Annotated in this window: 9 protein-coding genes, 3 tRNA genes and 3 rRNA genes; 13 read left to right on the plus strand and 2 right to left on the minus strand. The window is 44.4% G+C overall.

Annotated features, from left to right (window positions below; translation table 11 throughout):
* Window positions 1-238: 238 nt before the first annotated feature.
* From AB9N12_RS09310 to AB9N12_RS09370, 13 genes are all read left to right on the plus strand, one after another.
* Entirely contained in the window at window positions 239-1636 is a 1398-nt protein-coding gene (locus tag AB9N12_RS09310) for an SGNH/GDSL hydrolase family protein (protein ID WP_369891601.1), read from the plus strand.
* Window positions 1623-2540 carry an SGNH/GDSL hydrolase family protein gene (locus AB9N12_RS09315; protein WP_369891603.1) on the plus strand — a complete coding sequence of 306 codons (918 nt, stop codon included), beginning with the start codon at window positions 1623-1625 and terminating at the stop codon, window positions 2538-2540. Before AB9N12_RS09310 ends, AB9N12_RS09315 begins: the two co-directional genes overlap by 14 nt.
* Window positions 2527-4014, plus strand: a complete 1488-nt coding sequence (locus AB9N12_RS09320) for an MBOAT family protein (RefSeq protein ID WP_369892848.1) — start codon at window positions 2527-2529, stop codon at window positions 4012-4014. Before AB9N12_RS09315 ends, AB9N12_RS09320 begins: the two co-directional genes overlap by 14 nt.
* 436 nt (window positions 4015-4450) lie before the next feature.
* Window positions 4451-5461 carry an aldo/keto reductase gene (locus AB9N12_RS09325; protein ID WP_369892849.1) on the plus strand — a complete coding sequence of 337 codons (1011 nt, stop codon included), beginning with the start codon at window positions 4451-4453 and terminating at the stop codon, window positions 5459-5461.
* Window positions 5462-6125: 664 nt separating this feature from the next.
* Window positions 6126-7654, plus strand: a 16S ribosomal RNA gene (locus AB9N12_RS09330).
* A gap of 291 nt (window positions 7655-7945) precedes the next feature.
* A tRNA-Ile gene (locus AB9N12_RS09335) sits at window positions 7946-8022 on the plus strand.
* A 56-nt stretch (window positions 8023-8078) separates the two neighbouring features.
* Window positions 8079-8152: transfer RNA gene (locus tag AB9N12_RS09340), tRNA-Ala, on the plus strand.
* 158 nt (window positions 8153-8310) lie between these two features.
* Window positions 8311-11201, plus strand: a 23S ribosomal RNA gene (locus AB9N12_RS09345).
* A 76-nt stretch (window positions 11202-11277) separates the two neighbouring features.
* A 5S ribosomal RNA gene (gene rrf / locus AB9N12_RS09350) occupies window positions 11278-11388 on the plus strand.
* The 16S, 23S and 5S rRNA genes sit together here with 2 tRNA genes alongside, the layout of an rRNA operon.
* A 590-nt stretch (window positions 11389-11978) precedes the next feature.
* A complete protein-coding gene (locus AB9N12_RS09355; RefSeq protein WP_369891605.1) occupies window positions 11979-12824 on the plus strand; it encodes an ATP-binding cassette domain-containing protein in 846 nt (281 codons plus the stop codon).
* A 6-nt stretch (window positions 12825-12830) separates the two neighbouring features.
* Entirely contained in the window at window positions 12831-13682 is an 852-nt protein-coding gene (locus AB9N12_RS09360; RefSeq protein WP_369891606.1) for a hypothetical protein, read from the plus strand.
* An 11-nt stretch (window positions 13683-13693) separates the two neighbouring features.
* Window positions 13694-14062: a GntR family transcriptional regulator gene (locus tag AB9N12_RS09365; protein WP_369891607.1), complete on the plus strand. Its 369-nt coding sequence runs from the start codon at window positions 13694-13696 to the stop codon at window positions 14060-14062.
* 10 nt (window positions 14063-14072) lie between these two features.
* The gene (locus AB9N12_RS09370) at window positions 14073-14876 is read left to right on the plus strand and encodes a hypothetical protein (RefSeq protein WP_369891609.1); all 804 of its coding nucleotides are present in this window, start codon (window positions 14073-14075) and stop codon (window positions 14874-14876) included.
* Window positions 14877-14947: 71 nt separating this feature from the next.
* Here the strand turns inward: AB9N12_RS09370 and AB9N12_RS09375 are convergent, their stop codons facing one another.
* The gene (locus AB9N12_RS09375) at window positions 14948-16582 is read right to left on the minus strand and encodes an alpha-galactosidase (RefSeq protein ID WP_369891611.1); all 1635 of its coding nucleotides are present in this window, start codon (window positions 16580-16582) and stop codon (window positions 14948-14950) included.
* Between the two features lie 108 nt (window positions 16583-16690).
* Window positions 16691-16763: transfer RNA gene (locus AB9N12_RS09380), tRNA-Pro, on the minus strand.
* Between the last annotated feature and the right edge of the window lie 168 nt (window positions 16764-16931).

Raw genomic sequence — 16931 nt, forward strand, 5'->3', positions numbered from 1 at the left:
CCACCGTATTGAAACAAAGTGTTCACCGTGTTGAAACAAAGTGTTCAGCGGCTTGAAACAAAGTGTTCACCGTGTTGAAACAAAGTGTTTCAAGCAATTGAAACATCTTGAAACAAAGGGTTGTTTGGATTATTGCAAACACTTTAATTTGTGAACCGTACAGTGATAATTTTTGTTTTTATTCTTCTATTCCGGCATTTTTTATCTAAGTTTGCAGGCATTTTCTACGATTGATAAAATGGAGATTATAAAGAACTATTTGAAATACTCGTTGTGGCTTGTGTTGATTGTGTTTGCAACTCTGTTGGGGCTGCATTGGCTTCCGCCCATCACCATGGACGGACACACGATGAGGTGTGTAGACCTTTTGAGCGACCTTCGTTACCCCGAATCGGAGACTGCCGCTGTTGATTCGGACAGTATCCCCTTGCCTCCTGTTGTAAAACCGGCTTTTGTAGATACTTGCCGTACGGGCATGACCTGCATTGAAGATTACAGCGATTCTACCCTCCGCGGAATGTCTCCTTTTTACGAAGCCCTCGACCGTCTCTCTTCCAAGAATTCCGGTTCCCGTGACAACTTGGTACGCATTGCCGTATTCGGAGACTCTTTTATCGAAGCGGATATCTTTACCGCCGACCTTCGCGAGATGCTTCAGAAACGTTTCGGTGGTTGTGGAGTCGGTTTTGTCACCATCACTTCCATGACAAACGGTTATCGGCCTACGGTGCGACACACGTTCGGTGGATGGTCCAGCCATGCGGTGACAGACAGTGTCTATTTCGATAAGAAGAAACAAGGCATTTCCGGGCACTATTTCGTTCCCCGTAATGGAGCTTATGTAGAACTGCGCGGACAAAATAAATACGCTTCCCTGCTCGATACTTGTCAGCATGCTTCCATCTTTTTTTATAATAGAGACTCCGTTCTTCTTTCTGCTTGTGTGAACAAAGGAGAAAATAAAAATTATTCATTAGCTCCTTCCGATGGATTGCAGCAAATTCAGGTAGATGGACGCATCGGTTCTGTCCGTTGGACCGTAGACCGTGCCGACTCTACGTTGTTTTATGGGTTGGCAATGGATGGAAAGGAAGGAATCATTCTCGATAATTTCTCGTTGCGTGGCAGCTCCGGTCTCTCTTTGCGAGGCATTCCTTCACAGATGTTGAAGCAGTTTAACCACCAACGTCCTTACGACTTGATTATTCTCGAATATGGTTTGAATGTAGCTACCCAACGGGGACGTAATTATGATAACTACCAGAAAGGATTGCTCACTGCTATCGAGCACCTGAAGGAATGTTTCCCACAAGCAGGATTCCTGTTGTTGAGCATTGCTGACCGCGATTATAAAGATGAAAACGGAGAGCTTCGTACGATGCCCGGTGTTAAGAATCTGATTCGTTATCAGCAAAACATCGCGGCCGAAAGCGGTATTGCTTTTTGGAATATGTTTGAAGCCATGGGTGGAGACGGGAGTATGGCAAAACTGGTTCACGCCAAACCCTCTATGGCAAACTACGATTATACGCATATAAACTTCCGTGGTGGTAAACATTTGGCGAGATTGCTTTATGAAACCATGATCTATGGTAAGGAACAATATGACAGGAGGCGTGCTTATGAGAGGGAGTAACCTGCTGTCCATCTTTGTTCTTATTTTCACCAGTATGCTGAGTGCCTCCTGTTTTCTTACAGAAGCCATCGCGCAAGATCGCATGCCTGTATGTCCTCCATTAGGAAAGGCTGCCAAGCTTGTCAAGCCCTTGCGGGAAATGAATTGGGCAAATGATACGATCGCTGTACAAATAGCCTTTCCTCCGGCTTTCCGAGAAACTGGTCGGAATGAGATTACTGGCAGTCTCGCTCTGCTGGCTCCCCTCTTGGGACATCTTCGCTTGGTGCGTGCCGGGCTCTCCGAAGATACAGTCTGCATTGTTCATATTGGCGACAGCCATATACGCGGACATATCTATCCCCAGACTACCGGTGCCCGTTTGAAAGAAACTTTCGGTGCTGTCTCTTATATAGATAAAGGCGTCAACGGAGCTACTTGCCTTACATTTACCCATCCGGACCGTATTGCCGAAATCGCTGCCTTGAAACCCGAATTATTGGTTCTCTCTTTCGGAACCAATGAAAGTCATAACCGGCGTTATAATATAAATGTGCATTACAATCAGATGGATGAACTGGTAAAGCTGTTGCGCGATACTCTTCCTGACGTACCTATTCTTCTGACTACCCCTCCCGGTTCCTATGAAAGTTTCCGGCAACGGAGGCGTAGACGCACATTTGCTGTTAATCCCCGCACAGTCATGGCGGCGGAAACCATCCGCCGTTATGCAAAAGACCATCATCTGATCGTGTGGGATATGTACGGTGTCGTCGGAGGGAAGCGTCGTGCTTGCGCCAACTGGACAGATGCCAAACTGATGCGTCCCGATCATGTACATTATTTACCTGAAGGGTATATCCTTCAAGGAAATTTATTATACCAAGCCTTCATAAAAGCATATAATGACTATGTTTCCGATTGATATAGATTTCAGTAGACTGAAAGAGGTACTTACCTATGATCCGCAAGTGCCGATGATATTCAGCAGTGGCATTTTCCTTTGGTTGTTCACTGCTTTCATGGTAGTGTATGTGTTGTTGCAGCATAAACATACTGCCCGTATTTTATTCGTCACTCTCTTTTCCTATTATTTTTATTATAAAAGTAGCGGTACTTATTTCTTCTTGCTCGCGATAGTGACTATTGCCGACTTCTTTCTTGCGCAACTGATGGAACGTACGCAGGGGCACTGGAAGCGTAAAGGATTAGTCACTTTGAGTTTGGGCATTAATCTGGGTCTTCTTGTCTATTTCAAATATACTAATTTCCTGGGTGGAGTGATCGCATCATTGACGGGAGGGGAGTTTACCGCTCTCGATATCTTCCTGCCTGTCGGCATCTCCTTTTTCACTTTTCAGTCATTGAGCTACACCATCGATGTCTACCGGAAAGAGATAAAACCACTGACCAACCTGCTGGATTATGCTTTTTATGTATCTTTCTTCCCCCAACTGGTTGCGGGACCTATCGTACGTGCCCGCGACTTTATCCCGCAAATTCGAAAACCTCTCTTTGTTTCGCAGGAGATGTTTGGTCGTGGAATCTTTTTGATCGTATCCGGTCTTTTCAAGAAAGCCATTATTTCCGATTACATCAGTATCAACTTTGTTGAACGTATTTTTGATAATCCTACTCTCTATTCCGGCGTGGAGAATCTGATGGGTGTGTATGGCTATGCTTTACAGATTTACTGCGACTTTTCCGGATATAGTGACATGGCTATCGGTATCGCTTTATTGTTGGGTTTTCATTTTAATCTCAATTTTAATTCTCCTTATAAGTCTGCTTCCATTACTGAGTTCTGGCATCGTTGGCACATCTCTTTGTCCAGCTGGCTACGGGATTATCTGTATATCTCTTTAGGAGGGAATCGGAAAGGTAAGTTCCGGCAATATCTGAATCTTATCATTACCATGTTTTTGGGGGGATTGTGGCATGGAGCCTCTTGGAATTTTGTACTGTGGGGTATCTTCCACGGTGTTGCTTTGGCATTGCATAAAATGTGGATGACCATTACCGGGCGCAAGAAAGGAGAACAAAGTCATGGTTGGCGGCGTGTGTTCGGAGTGATTATTACTTTTCATTTTGTTTGTTTCTGTTGGATTTTCTTCCGCAATGCCGATTTCCGGAATTCAATGGATATGCTGGGACAGATATTCACCACTTTTCGTCCGCAACTGTTCCCACAATTGTTGGAAGGATATTGGAAAGTATTTGCATTAATGTTGCTTGGCTTCCTGCTTCATTTTGCGCCCGATAGTTGGGAGAAAGCGGTATGCCGGGGCGTTATCCGTATGCCGTTTGTGGGAAAAGCGGTATTAATGGTAGCTTTGATTTACCTTGTTATCCAGATGAAGAGTTCGGAGATTCAGCCTTTTATTTATTTCCAGTTCTAAACTTTTTTTCCATATAGGTTAATCATTTGCTTCATTGCTGGGACTTTAGTTCCCGGATGCTGGGAACAAAAAAGTTCCACCTTTATGTTGAAACCAAGTGTCGCATTACGGGTGACCAACTGTCTTCTATACACTCTTCGTCCGGGTGATAGGTGACAGATACGGTGATAGGTTAACAACAACCTATCACCGCTCTGTAAATACGATGAATAAAGAGTTTCAGAACGATGGTGATAGGTTGAAAGAGGAATTGACGAAATCAATAGGGGAGAGAGTGGTAATAACCCTCGTTGGTGCATCAAACCGCTCTGCAGTAGTCATGGCACCATTCAACTTGCGGATGTCGAAATTGCAAAATGCCATTTTATTGATTAGTAGGGTGATATCTGGCATATTTTTTCTTTCTTTGCAAAAGAAAAAAGAAATCGTTAATTATATGGATAATTCATTCACTTATCAACCGTCAACCAACCGTTATGATCGTATGCAGTATAAATATTGCGGCAAGAGCGGCTTGCAGTTACCTCTTATTTCTCTGGGATTGTGGCACAACTTCGGTAGTGTGGACGATTTCACCGTGGCAACCGATATGATAAAGTATGCTTTTGACCACGGTATCACTCATTTCGATTTGGCAAATAACTACGGTCCTGCTCCCGGAAGTGCGGAAACCAACTTCGGACGAATTTTGAAAGAGAATTTCCAAGGCTATCGGGATGAAATGGTAATCTCTTCCAAAGCCGGACATGAAATGTGGGCGGGACCTTACGGTGGCAATAGTTCCCGTAAGAATCTGATGGCAAGTATCGACCAAAGTCTCCGTCGTACAGGATTGGAGTATTTCGATATTTTTTATAGTCATCGTTATGATGGAGTAACTCCGGTTGAAGAAACGATTCAAACATTGATTGATATAGTAAAGCAGGGGAAAGCCCTCTATATCGGAATATCCAAGTATCCCCCCGAACAAGCACGGATTGCTTATGAAATGATGGCGAACGCAGGTGTGCCTTGCCTTATCAGCCAATACCGTTACAGTATGTTCGATCGTGCGGTTGAGGCTGAATCACTCCCTTTGGCGGCGGAATACGGTTCCGGTTTCATTGCTTTCTCTCCTTTGGCGCAAGGATTGTTGACCGATAAATACCTGAACGGTATCCCTGAAGGCTCGCGAGCCGCACGTTCTTCCGGCTTCCTTCAGCGTTCGCAAGTTACTCCCGAAAAGATAGAAGCTGCCCGGCAGTTAAATGAAATAGCCCGTCTCCGTGGGCAGACATTAGCTGAAATGGCTTTGGCATGGGTGCTGAGAGATGAAAGAATAACATCGGTGATCGTGGGAGCAAGTTCCGTGAATCAGTTGGCGGATAATCTCAAGGCATTGGAACATTGGGACTTTACTGTTGAAGAACTGACAGCGATTGAACTGGTTTTGTCAGGCATGGCTTAAAAAGTTCTTTATTGATCCGACTACGTATTTAGCAAAAGATCTGTGTCTTTATTATCAGAACAATCTGAAAATACCATGTACAGAATTTGGTTAACTTAAGGTAAGTGTCTCCTTCATACATTAGCTAATGTAAGTTGATCACATGGTTGACGCGAGTTGTTCGGATAGCCAACTAATGCTTCTACCCTGAGCCAGTACTAAAAAATATGTTCTACAACATCGTTGTCAATCAGCGCGTTAGTATAGATATGCAAAAAAGTTCAGAAAAAAGTGCCGGATATATTTGGATTGTAAATTAAAAGGTGGTACTTTTGCACCCGCTTTCCGAGGGAGGACAGCCTGACAGGTTTGACATGATGCTTGCCGCATAAGGCACCTTTAAAATAAAGACAAAAAACTTTCAAAAAAGTTTGGAGTTAATACATAAAAGTCCTTATCTTTGCATCCGCTTTCTAAAAGAAAGCGCGTGTTTCTGACACGTCAGTTCTTTGAAATATTGATAAACAATACAAGTAGTACAAGTAAAGAAATAGAACCGTCAATACTTGTCTGATATATATGAATATATGTACAGGCACAGGTATTGTAATAAAGGTCAATGAAATTACGGCGTCCTGAACAGAGCAATATGATATCCTTGATTGGATATTCGAATGATATTTTTACAATGAAGAGTTTGATCCTGGCTCAGGATGAACGCTAGCTACAGGCTTAACACATGCAAGTCGAGGGGCATCATGAAGGTTTGCTTGCAAACCTTTGATGGCGACCGGCGCACGGGTGAGTAACACGTATCCAACCTTCCGTTAACTCGGGGATAGCCTTTCGAAAGAAAGATTAATACCCGATGCCATATCATCCCCGCATGGGGATGCTGTGAAAGGAATCCGGTTATCGATGGGGATGCGTTCCATTAGTTAGTTGGCGGGGTAACGGCCCACCAAGACGACGATGGATAGGGGTTCTGAGAGGAAGGTCCCCCACATTGGAACTGAGACACGGTCCAAACTCCTACGGGAGGCAGCAGTGAGGAATATTGGTCAATGGACGGAAGTCTGAACCAGCCAAGTAGCGTGAAGGATGACTGCCCTATGGGTTGTAAACTTCTTTTATACGGGAATAACCGGTCCCACGTGTGGGACTCTGCATGTACCGTATGAATAAGGATCGGCTAACTCCGTGCCAGCAGCCGCGGTAATACGGAGGATCCGAGCGTTATCCGGATTTATTGGGTTTAAAGGGAGCGTAGGTGGACTGTTAAGTCAGTTGTGAAAGTTTGCGGCTCAACCGTAAAATTGCAGTTGAAACTGGCAGTCTTGAGTACAGTAGAGGTGGGCGGAATTCGTGGTGTAGCGGTGAAATGCTTAGATATCACGAAGAACTCCGATTGCGCAGGCAGCTCACTGGACTGTCACTGACACTGATGCTCGAAAGTGTGGGTATCAAACAGGATTAGATACCCTGGTAGTCCACACAGTAAACGATGAATACTCGCTGTTTGCGATATACAGTAAGCGGCCAAGCGAAAGCATTAAGTATTCCACCTGGGGAGTACGCCGGCAACGGTGAAACTCAAAGGAATTGACGGGGGCCCGCACAAGCGGAGGAACATGTGGTTTAATTCGATGATACGCGAGGAACCTTACCCGGGCTTAAATTGCAAATGAATGATCAGGAGACTGGTCCGCCGCAAGGCATTTGTGAAGGTGCTGCATGGTTGTCGTCAGCTCGTGCCGTGAGGTGTCGGCTTAAGTGCCATAACGAGCGCAACCCTTATCTTCAGTTACTAACAGGTGATGCTGAGGACTCTGAAGAGACTGCCGTCGTAAGATGTGAGGAAGGTGGGGATGACGTCAAATCAGCACGGCCCTTACGTCCGGGGCTACACACGTGTTACAATGGGGGGTACAGAAGGCCGCTACCTGGCGACAGGATGCCAATCCTCAAAACCTCTCTCAGTTCGGATCGAAGTCTGCAACCCGACTTCGTGAAGCTGGATTCGCTAGTAATCGCGCATCAGCCATGGCGCGGTGAATACGTTCCCGGGCCTTGTACACACCGCCCGTCAAGCCATGAAAGCCGGGGGTACCTGAAGTACGTAACCGCGAGGAGCGTCCTAGGGTAAAACCGGTAATTGGGGCTAAGTCGTAACAAGGTAGCCGTACCGGAAGGTGCGGCTGGAACACCTCCTTTCTGGAGTGATGCCGTAGGGGTCGGATGTCCTTATCGTATGTTTGATATGTATCATATGTAAGGTCCATCTCCACCCGGATACCTTTCAAGGTTCTGTTTTTTGTACTACTGGTACTTGTTTATTTATGATATGGATCAACCATCTATAGAAGTATAGATATAGATCAACACGAGAGAAAACAGAAGCCGAGTCTAACATACAGGTAGACAAGGTTGGATTATCGAGCAAGAGATAGCAGAAGCGATGCTTGCATCGATTATGCCGAAAGCAGCCGATAATGCGTAGAACATAGTCCTATAGCTCAGTTGGTTAGAGCGCTACACTGATAATGTAGAGGTCGGCAGTTCAACTCTGCCTGGGACTACCAAGCTCAAGAGATGTCCATGTGCGCGAGCCTTGAGATAGATTCTTGAATCACTTCTTGGGGGATTAGCTCAGCTGGCTAGAGCATCTGCCTTGCACGCAGAGGGTCAACGGTTCGAATCCGTTATTCTCCACAGTCTCAGCAATGAGAAACGATCTTTGACATGATGTACAAAAAGTAAAATTTTAGTAAGAGCTAAAAGTATATATCAAACCGTACGTGTCCGCGTATGCAATATTGATAAAGGGAGCAATTCCAATGTCAATACCGTTACACGGACAAGACGTTTGAAAGAAAGTAAATAAGGGCGCATGGCGGATGCCTTGGCTCTCGGAGGCGATGAAGGACGTGATAAGCTGCGATAAGCTTCGGGAAGGTGCAAATAACCCTTGATCCGGAGATTTCCGAATGGGACAACCCGGTGTTCTGAAGGAACATCATCCATTTTCAGATGGAGGCAAACGCAGGGAACTGAAACATCTTAGTACCTGTAGGAAGAGAAAATAATAATGATTCCCCAAGTAGTGGCGAGCGAACGGGGATCAGCCCAAACCGGTATTGTTACGGCAATACCGGGGTTGTAGGACCACGATATCGCATGAGATTCGGTGAGAAGAATTCTTTGGAAAATGAAACCATAGACGGTGATAGTCCGGTATTCGAAGCCGAATGAAGCGTAGTGGTATCCTGAGTAGCGCGGGACACGGGAAATCTTGCGTGAATCCGCCGGGACCATCCGGCAAGGCTAAATACTCCCGAGAGACCGATAGCGAACCAGTACCGTGAGGGAAAGGTGAAAAGCACTTCGAACAGAAGAGTGAAATAGTCCCTGAAACCGTGCGCCTACAAGCGGTCGGAGCTGCTTGATGCAGTGACGGCGTGCCTTTTGCATAATGAACCTACGAGTTACTTTTTCCGGCGAGGTTAAGTGTCTTGAGACATGCAGCCGAAGCGAAAGCGAGTCTTAACAGGGCGTCGAGTCGGAAGGAGTAGACGCGAAACCAAGTGATCTACCCTTGGCCAGGTTGAAGGTTAGGTAACACTAACTGGAGGACCGAACCGATAAGCGTTGAAAAGCTTCCGGATGAGCTGAGGGTGGGGGTGAAAGGCTAATCAAACTTGGAGATAGCTCGTACTCCCCGAAATGCATTTAGGTGCAGCCTTGTGGGTTACTAATGTGAGGTAGAGCGACTGATAAGATGCGAGGGCTTCACCGCCTATCAAGTCTTGATAAACTCCGAATGCGCATTAGTTTGATCACAGGAGTGAGGGCATGGGTGCTAAGGTCCATGTCCTAAAGGAGAAGAATCCGGACCATCAGCTAAGGTCCCGAAATAATTGCTAAGTTGAACTAACGAAGTCAGATTGCTAAGACAGCTAGGATGTTGGCTTGGAAGCAGCCATTCATTTAAAGAGTGCGTAACAGCTCACTAGTCGAGGAGTTTGGCGTGGATAATAATCGGGCATAAAGCAATTTACCGAAGCTATGGGATGTCAGTATTGAATTGACATCGGTAGGGGAGCATTCCACTCAGCGTCGAAGGTGGGGCGTGAGCCTTGCTGGAGCGTGTGGAAACGCAAATGTAGGTATAAGTAACGATAAAGGGGGTGGGAAACCCCCTCGCCGCAAGACTAAGGTTTCCTGATCAACGCTAATCGGATCAGGGTTAGTCGGGTCCTAAGGCTCAGCCGAATGGTGATGCCGATGGCAGAACAGGTTAATATTCCTGTACTACCTTATGGAGTGACGTGGAGACGGAGTCGTGACAACGCCGCGGACTGACGGAATAGTCCGTTGAAGGGTGTAGATGTTGATCTTTGCAGGCAAATCCACAAAGAGAGTCGAACCTGATAGTATGGAGCGTTCCTCGGAACAATCCAATAGTGCGTGTAATCATACTCCCGAGAAAATCCGCTAAACTTAATCCCTAAGGTACCCGTACCGCAAACGGACACACGTAGTCGGGTTGAATATACTCAGGCGCTTGAGTGAATCACGGTTAAGGAACTAGGCAAACTGACCCTGTAACTTCGGGATAAAGGGTCCCAACGTGAGTTGGGCGCAGAGAATAGGTCCAGGCAACTGTTTAACAAAAACACAGGGCTGTGCAAAATTGAAAGATCATGTATACAGCCTGACACCTGCCCGGTGCTGGAAGGTTAAGAGGAGACGTCATCGCAAGAGAAGCGTTGAATTGAAGCCCCAGTAAACGGCGGCCGTAACTATAACGGTCCTAAGGTAGCGAAATTCCTTGTCGGGTAAGTTCCGACCTGCACGAATGGTGTAATGATCTGGACACTGTCTCAACCGTGAGCTCAGTGAAATTGTAGTATCGGTGAAGATGCCGATTACCCGCGATGGGACGAAAAGACCCCGTGAACCTTTACTATAGCTTAACATTGAATTTGGGTAATTGATGTGTAGGATAGGCCGGAGACAATGAAGTGGATACGCCAGTATCTGTGGAGTCGCTGTTGAAATACGGCCCTTTGATTATTTGAGTTCTAACTCCTTTACTGGAGGACACTGTTTGGTGGGTAGTTTGACTGGGGTGGTCGCCTCCAAAAGCGTAACGGAGGCTTCTAAAGGTGCCCTCAGGACGATTGGTAACCGTCCGCAGAGTGTAATGGCATAAGGGCGCTTGACTGGGAGACTTACAAGTCGATCAGGTAGGAAACTAGAGCATAGTGATCCGGTGTTTCCGTATGGAAGGGACATCGCTCAAAGGATAAAAGGTACTCCGGGGATAACAGGCTGATCCCTCCCAAGAGCTCATATCGACGGAGGGGTTTGGCACCTCGATGTCGGCTCGTCACATCCTGGGGCTGGAGAAGGTCCCAAGGGTTGGGCTGTTCGCCCATTAAAGTGGCACGCGAGCTGGGTTCAGAACGTCGTGAGACAGTTCGGTCTCTATCTATCGTGGGCGTATGAAATTTGCGTGGCTCTGACACTAGTACGAGAGGACCGTGTTGGACTGACCTCTGGTTTACCGGTTGTGCCGCCAGGTGCATTGCCGGGTATCTAAGTCGGGATTGGATAAGTGCTGAAAGCATCTAAGTACGAAGCCAGCCACAAGATTAGATTTCTCAGGGTCGTCAAAGACGATGACGTTGATAGGATGCAGGTGTAAAGGTGGTAACATCAAAGCCGAGCATTACTAATTGCCCGTCGACTTTCTTTCGGAGATGTAGTGGTTGGTTGTATACATTTAGCTTGTAATAACTGAATTTTTACTTTTCATCATGTCATGACTTTATTCAGGTGGTTATAGCACGAGGGTTCCACCTCTTCCCATTCCGAACAGAGAAGTTAAGCCTCGTCACGCCGATGGTACTGCGTAACAGTGGGAGAGTAGGTAGCCGCCGTTTTTGAAGAAGCCCCTTGATTCTAAAGTGAGTCAAGGGGCTTGCTGTGTTTGGTCACTTCGTATTGAGGAATATTTTTTCGCTTTCAGATTACTTAATATCTACTGATCCTTACTTTTAGATTCTCGATATTTCCTCTTTCGGCTTAATAAAATCAGAAAAATCTGAATATTTACTGATAAATTGTATGTTATCCCATCCTGCCGCATTCAATCGTTTGGTAGTGTATAGTTATATTGATTTGAAGCGTTTTGGTGGAGCATTGAAGTCTACAGATATCTTTTCAAGGAATGTGATAAAGCCGATTATTCGTATTGGGATTATATGTATTATGGAGACATTTACTGGAGAGTCTGAAAGAATATGATGCAGTAATACAATATGAGAAGGCGGTAAAAATGTATCTGACAAAGATTATATATGACTCTCTTATTTTAGTTGTTTGTCGTAACGGGAGTAGTGGAGAGTGGGCTTAGCTCCTTCTTTTTTGCACTTTTTTCTCTTTTCCTATTGGAATATTCAAAAGATTATCTACTTTTGCAGTGTACTATTATACTAATACACTAAAACATTTTTCATTAAACAGAGATACTATGATTACAGTAGAAAATCTTTCATTTACTTATCGTAAATCGAAGCGTGCGATACTACATGATTTCTCGCTTTCGTTCGAATCAGGAAGGGTATATGGACTGTTGGGAAAGAACGGTGCGGGCAAATCTACTCTTCTCTATCTGATGTCTGGGTTGTTGATTCCTAAAAGCGGCAAGGTGATGTTTCATGGTACAGATGTGCACCGTCGGTTACCGGTTACTTTACAGGATATGTTTTTAGTTCCCGAGGAGTTTGATTTGCCTTCGGTCTCTCTGGTCAGCTATGTGGAGTTGAACAGTCCTTTTTATCCTCGTTTCAGTAAGGAAGAGATGATTAAATATCTTCATTATTTTGAAATGGATATAGATATTGATCTTGGAATGATTTCTATGGGGCAGAAAAAGAAAGTGTTCATGAGTTTTGCACTTGCTACGAATACCTCTCTTTTGTTGATGGATGAACCGACCAACGGACTAGATATTCCAGGCAAAAGCCAGTTCCGTAAGTTTATAGCATCGGGTATGTCGGAGGATAAAACGATAGTGATTTCCACACACCAGGTTCGTGACATCGACAAAGTACTCGATCATGTGTTGATTATGGATGACAGCCGTGTGTTGCTGGATGAATCGACAAGTAATATTTGCGACAAACTTTTCTTTGTGGAGAGTGATGATCGGGAATTGGCCAAAAGTGCGCTTTTCGCAATTCCTACTATTCAGGGGAATTATTTGCTCCTTCCTAATAAAAAGCAGGAAGAGTCGGAATTAAACCTGGAACTTCTTTTTAATGCTACACTGGCTGCTCCCGAGGAGATGTCCCGATTGTTTCAAACTCAAAAATAAAAGACGATGATAAAAGATACTTTTTTTAGTTTGCCTCGTTTTATGAATCTTTGCCGCAAGGAGATGGTGGAGAGCTGGAAGTCGAATGTGCTTCGTATGGTATTACTTTATGGAGTGATGACTGTTGTGCTGGTCTGGAACGGATATTTTGCGTATCGTACTCACGACTCGGTTCGTTTTCTCGAACGTTATGTGGAGGCCGATCCTGCCTGGAACTTTATATTAATAGCTTTTCTTTGGTTTCTATTCGGATTTGGTTGTTTAAGCGGTTCGCTGACAATGGAGAAGATGAAAAGCAAGACAAACAGATTGTCTATATTAATGACACCGGCCACTCCTTTTGAGAAATTCTTTTCTCGTTGGTTGGTATCAACCGTTGTCCTGTTGGTTGTCTTTTTTATTACCTTTAAACTGGCAGATTATACACGGGTACTGGTTTATTCGCTTATCTATCCGGATGTAAAAGAAGTAATACTTCCTGTCAATCTGGGAGATTTGGTAGGTAGCGGTAAACGGTGGTACTTGTTCAACAAAACGTATGAGTTGACATTGGTGCTTTCTATCTATTGCTTTGTGCAGTCATTGTTTGTATTAGGCAGTTCTGTATGGCCGAAAAATTCGTTTCTTAAAACATTTGTTTCTGTTACGATAATTGTTTTAATTTACGTACTGGTCGGAATGTTGGTGGGGGATATGTTATTTAGCAGAAGCAATAAAGATTATGATTATATTTTTTCTTCAATGACGAAGGAGCTGGTTGTCGCTATGGTAACTGTGGTCTTTATGCTTTTTGCATTCGTAAATTGGACACTCGCCTATTTCCGTTTCAAGGAATCCGAGATCATTCAACGCATGTAATACTTTAGACTATGAATTTTAAAGAAAGTAAAGCTATCTATTTACAGATTGCAGATAGAATCTGTGATGAGATACTTCTGGAGCAGTTTGTAGAGGAGGAACGTATTCCTTCGGTTAGAGAATATGCTGCTATTGTGGAAGTAAACGCCAATACGGTGATGCGTTCATTCGATTATCTCCAGTCACAGAGTATTATTTATAATAAGCGCGGCATTGGCTATTTTGTCGCTATCGGTGCGAGGGAATTGATTCATTCGCTGAGGAAGAATACCTTTTTGAAGGAAGAACTGGACTACTTCTTCCGCCAAATCAAGACACTGGATATTCCTATAAAGGAGATAACGGATATGTACCGGGAATTTTGTAAAAAAGAACAGTAAAATAAATATTATGAAACGTACAACTTATATATTGATAGGGCTTTTTGTTGCCGGACTTTGTGTGCTGGTAGGCGGAATGTTTATGATTTTTTGTTTAGGAAGGCCATTCATTAATCAACTGAATTTACAAGGAGAGCAGCTAACCAAAGAAGTACCGGCTTGCCGGGTGATCTTGCTGACTCAAACAAAGATGTATACGAAAGGAAGTAATGTCTGGCTGGCGAACTCTCTTTTGGAAGTGCAGCCTTCAAAAGATGGGAAGAATCTGCTTTCTTGCTCGAAGAAGGTAAATGATTATCTGAAAATAACCGTTATGGGAGACACGTTGAAGATTCTTTTGGACTATCCGCAGGATCAACTCCCGCAGGAATTTAAGGAATCCAAATTTGTGGGAATAAATATAGGAGACATGCGATTGGATATGACGCAAGATGTGGAGTGTATTATAAATGACATCGATTCGCAGAAAATAGGGTTCAAACATCTGAAGAAGGATTCTTTGTCCATTGACACGTCTAATTCTATTGTGGTTGATTCTTGTGATTTTGCAGCTTTGCAAGTCATCAGGAGTGGCAGGAATGTGGATTTCCAGAGTGGGACTATTAATAATCTGTATTTGAATCTGGGTATGATGGATAATTGGTTTGTAAATGCTGAGAAATGCCATATCGGTACGGAATATTTAACTGCACATTATGCAAATGTGCAACTTCAAAAAGGAGAGTGTGAGCGTATGATCTGGATTCCTGAGAAAAATGATTCCAAGCTAAATGTATCTTTAGCCGGGAAAGCTTGTGTAACGGTAATGGAGTGATTATATGCCTGAGATAAAAAAGAGCAAAGGTGGACTTATTTCATCTTTGCTCTTTTTTATGTACTGTATTATCATACTTTGGTTAATGTGAAGCAGTCGATATCCGGCGCCCAGTTATAACTATTGCCTATTCGGATCGTATTATAACCGGCCTTCAATTCAACGGGAATTGTGATTTGGCTATGTTTCTCATCTTCCCCCAATGCGTCAATCTTAGTGATGATGCCGTTGATATCAACTTCCAGCTGTCGTCCTTTGCCATGTGAATATTGAATAGTCATTTGGTAGCGTCCGCCGTTTGCGCTATATACTTCTCGCCATTCCGCATAGTTTTCCGGTTTTCCGCCGAGAAATCCAACTTTCATCTTGCCGGAAGCATCCTTGTCATGAGCATAAATAATGCCTTTGGGATTTTTACCCAAATCGTTGAATAGAGGTAAGTATGACCATTCAGCCTCATATAATGTAGGCTCTAGACGAGTTTCTCCTTCCATGCGGAGAAACATGGCGCTGTGAGGAGGCAGTGTTCGTTCAAATACATCGGAGAAATTTCCCAAGTCACTTTGTCTTGCTAAATCGCGTACTTTCACGTTTCCGCCAAATTCGAGTGAGGTAAACGGTACGGAGAAGCTGCATAGCGTATCCGAAGGGTTATATAGTGCAACGGCACGTACGTTACCACGTTTTTGCTCAATGTCTTTCACCAGTACATAGCCTTCATTTTCATGCTGTACCACATACGCCTGCAATCCTAACGGATCTTGGTTGAGTGCGATCAGTTCCTTGTTTGTAAGTAATTGGAGTGAAGAATCCGGCAGGTTTTCTAGGTTGCAGCCGATTAGGAGAGGCGAACTCATGATACACCATAAACCGAAATGAGCTTCTTCTTCTGTCGGAGTTAGTCCTTTTCCGCCTACTTTGCTATTGTTACGGAATCCGATGACCATCATATCCATATCGTTGTAATGCCCATTTCCGGCATAGGCAGATAGATAAAGATTCTTTCTGACTATATATTTCAGTGATCCCCAATGCGCATTGATATCTCCACTGATACGCCAGGAAGTTGCCGCATCTTTTGCCCAGGTACCGGGGAAAGCCCAGCGGCAGATGTTGACGGAAACATTTTTGTTTACTTTGTCAATGCTCTTGCGGATAGAAATATAACGTTCTTCCTCGTCCAATCCGAGGACATCGCCTCCACAATAGTCTATTTTGATAAAGTCGAAGCCCCAGTCACCGAAGTATAGCTGAGCGTCTTGAGGTTCGTGCCCATAGATGCCTGCACCTACTCCTGTAAGGTCGTTGTCCCAAATAGAGCCGCAAGTGTTATTGCCTGCGTCCGTATAGATTCCCGCTTTCATACCGAGACTGTGTATGTGGTCGGCAACCGGTTTCATTCCGTTCGGGAAACGTTTTTTGTTGGTGAGCATGATTCCGTTGTCGTCCCGTTTGCCAAAGAAGCCATCGTCTACGTTGATATAGTGGTAGCCCGCATCTTTCAACCCCTTTTCTACCATAAGGTCGGCCTGATGTTTAATAATGTCTTCGCTGATATCTACTCGGAAAGCGTTCCAGGAACTCCAACCCATGATAGGCGGAGTGATTAGCTTCTCATTCTCAGAATGAGCCACTTGAGTCTTTGTGCAACTGAAGCACAACAGAGAGAGTGCTGTTGTCGTCAAAATGTAGAATCTGTTCTTCATGATATAATAGGTTGATAGATTTCAGTCCAACTGTCCCGGTTACGTCCCGGTAACCTGAAAATAATAAAGAGTAACTTGCTGTATTTCAGAAAGTTACCCTTTGTTCTGTCGGAATGAGGCGACTCGAACGCCCGACCCCTACGTCCCGAACGTAGTGCGCTACCAACTGCGCTACATTCCGATCGCTTAAGAAGTGGTGCCACCAGGAATCGAAAATTAAACTTCTTTTTCCAAAGTCCTGATGAACAGCACTCATTTTATGTCATTAAATTCATAGCCATTGAATTAGCTATATTCCTAATTTCAATCTTTATTGCTGCCATTTTTTTGACGGTGCAAAGATATGTAA

This window comes from Bacteroides sp. AN502(2024) (assembly GCF_041227145.1).
Classification (GTDB): Bacteria; Bacteroidota; Bacteroidia; order Bacteroidales; family Bacteroidaceae; genus Bacteroides.

What these genes read in the sequence shown, in the direction of transcription:
- AB9N12_RS09310 (WP_369891601.1), top strand. Translation starts at nt 239, where the DNA reads ATGGAGATTATAAAGAACTATTTGAAATACTCGTTGTGGCTTGTGTTG.
- AB9N12_RS09315 (WP_369891603.1), top strand. Translation starts at nt 1,623, where the DNA reads ATGAGAGGGAGTAACCTGCTGTCCATCTTTGTTCTTATTTTCACCAGT.
- AB9N12_RS09320 (WP_369892848.1), top strand. Translation starts at nt 2,527, where the DNA reads ATGTTTCCGATTGATATAGATTTCAGTAGACTGAAAGAGGTACTTACC.
- AB9N12_RS09325 (WP_369892849.1), top strand. Translation starts at nt 4,451, where the DNA reads ATGGATAATTCATTCACTTATCAACCGTCAACCAACCGTTATGATCGT.
- AB9N12_RS09355 (WP_369891605.1), top strand. Translation starts at nt 11,979, where the DNA reads ATGATTACAGTAGAAAATCTTTCATTTACTTATCGTAAATCGAAGCGT.
- AB9N12_RS09360 (WP_369891606.1), top strand. Translation starts at nt 12,831, where the DNA reads ATGATAAAAGATACTTTTTTTAGTTTGCCTCGTTTTATGAATCTTTGC.
- AB9N12_RS09365 (WP_369891607.1), top strand. Translation starts at nt 13,694, where the DNA reads ATGAATTTTAAAGAAAGTAAAGCTATCTATTTACAGATTGCAGATAGA.
- AB9N12_RS09370 (WP_369891609.1), top strand. Translation starts at nt 14,073, where the DNA reads ATGAAACGTACAACTTATATATTGATAGGGCTTTTTGTTGCCGGACTT.
- AB9N12_RS09375 (WP_369891611.1), bottom strand. Translation starts at nt 16,582, where the DNA reads ATGAAGAACAGATTCTACATTTTGACGACAACAGCACTCTCTCTGTTG.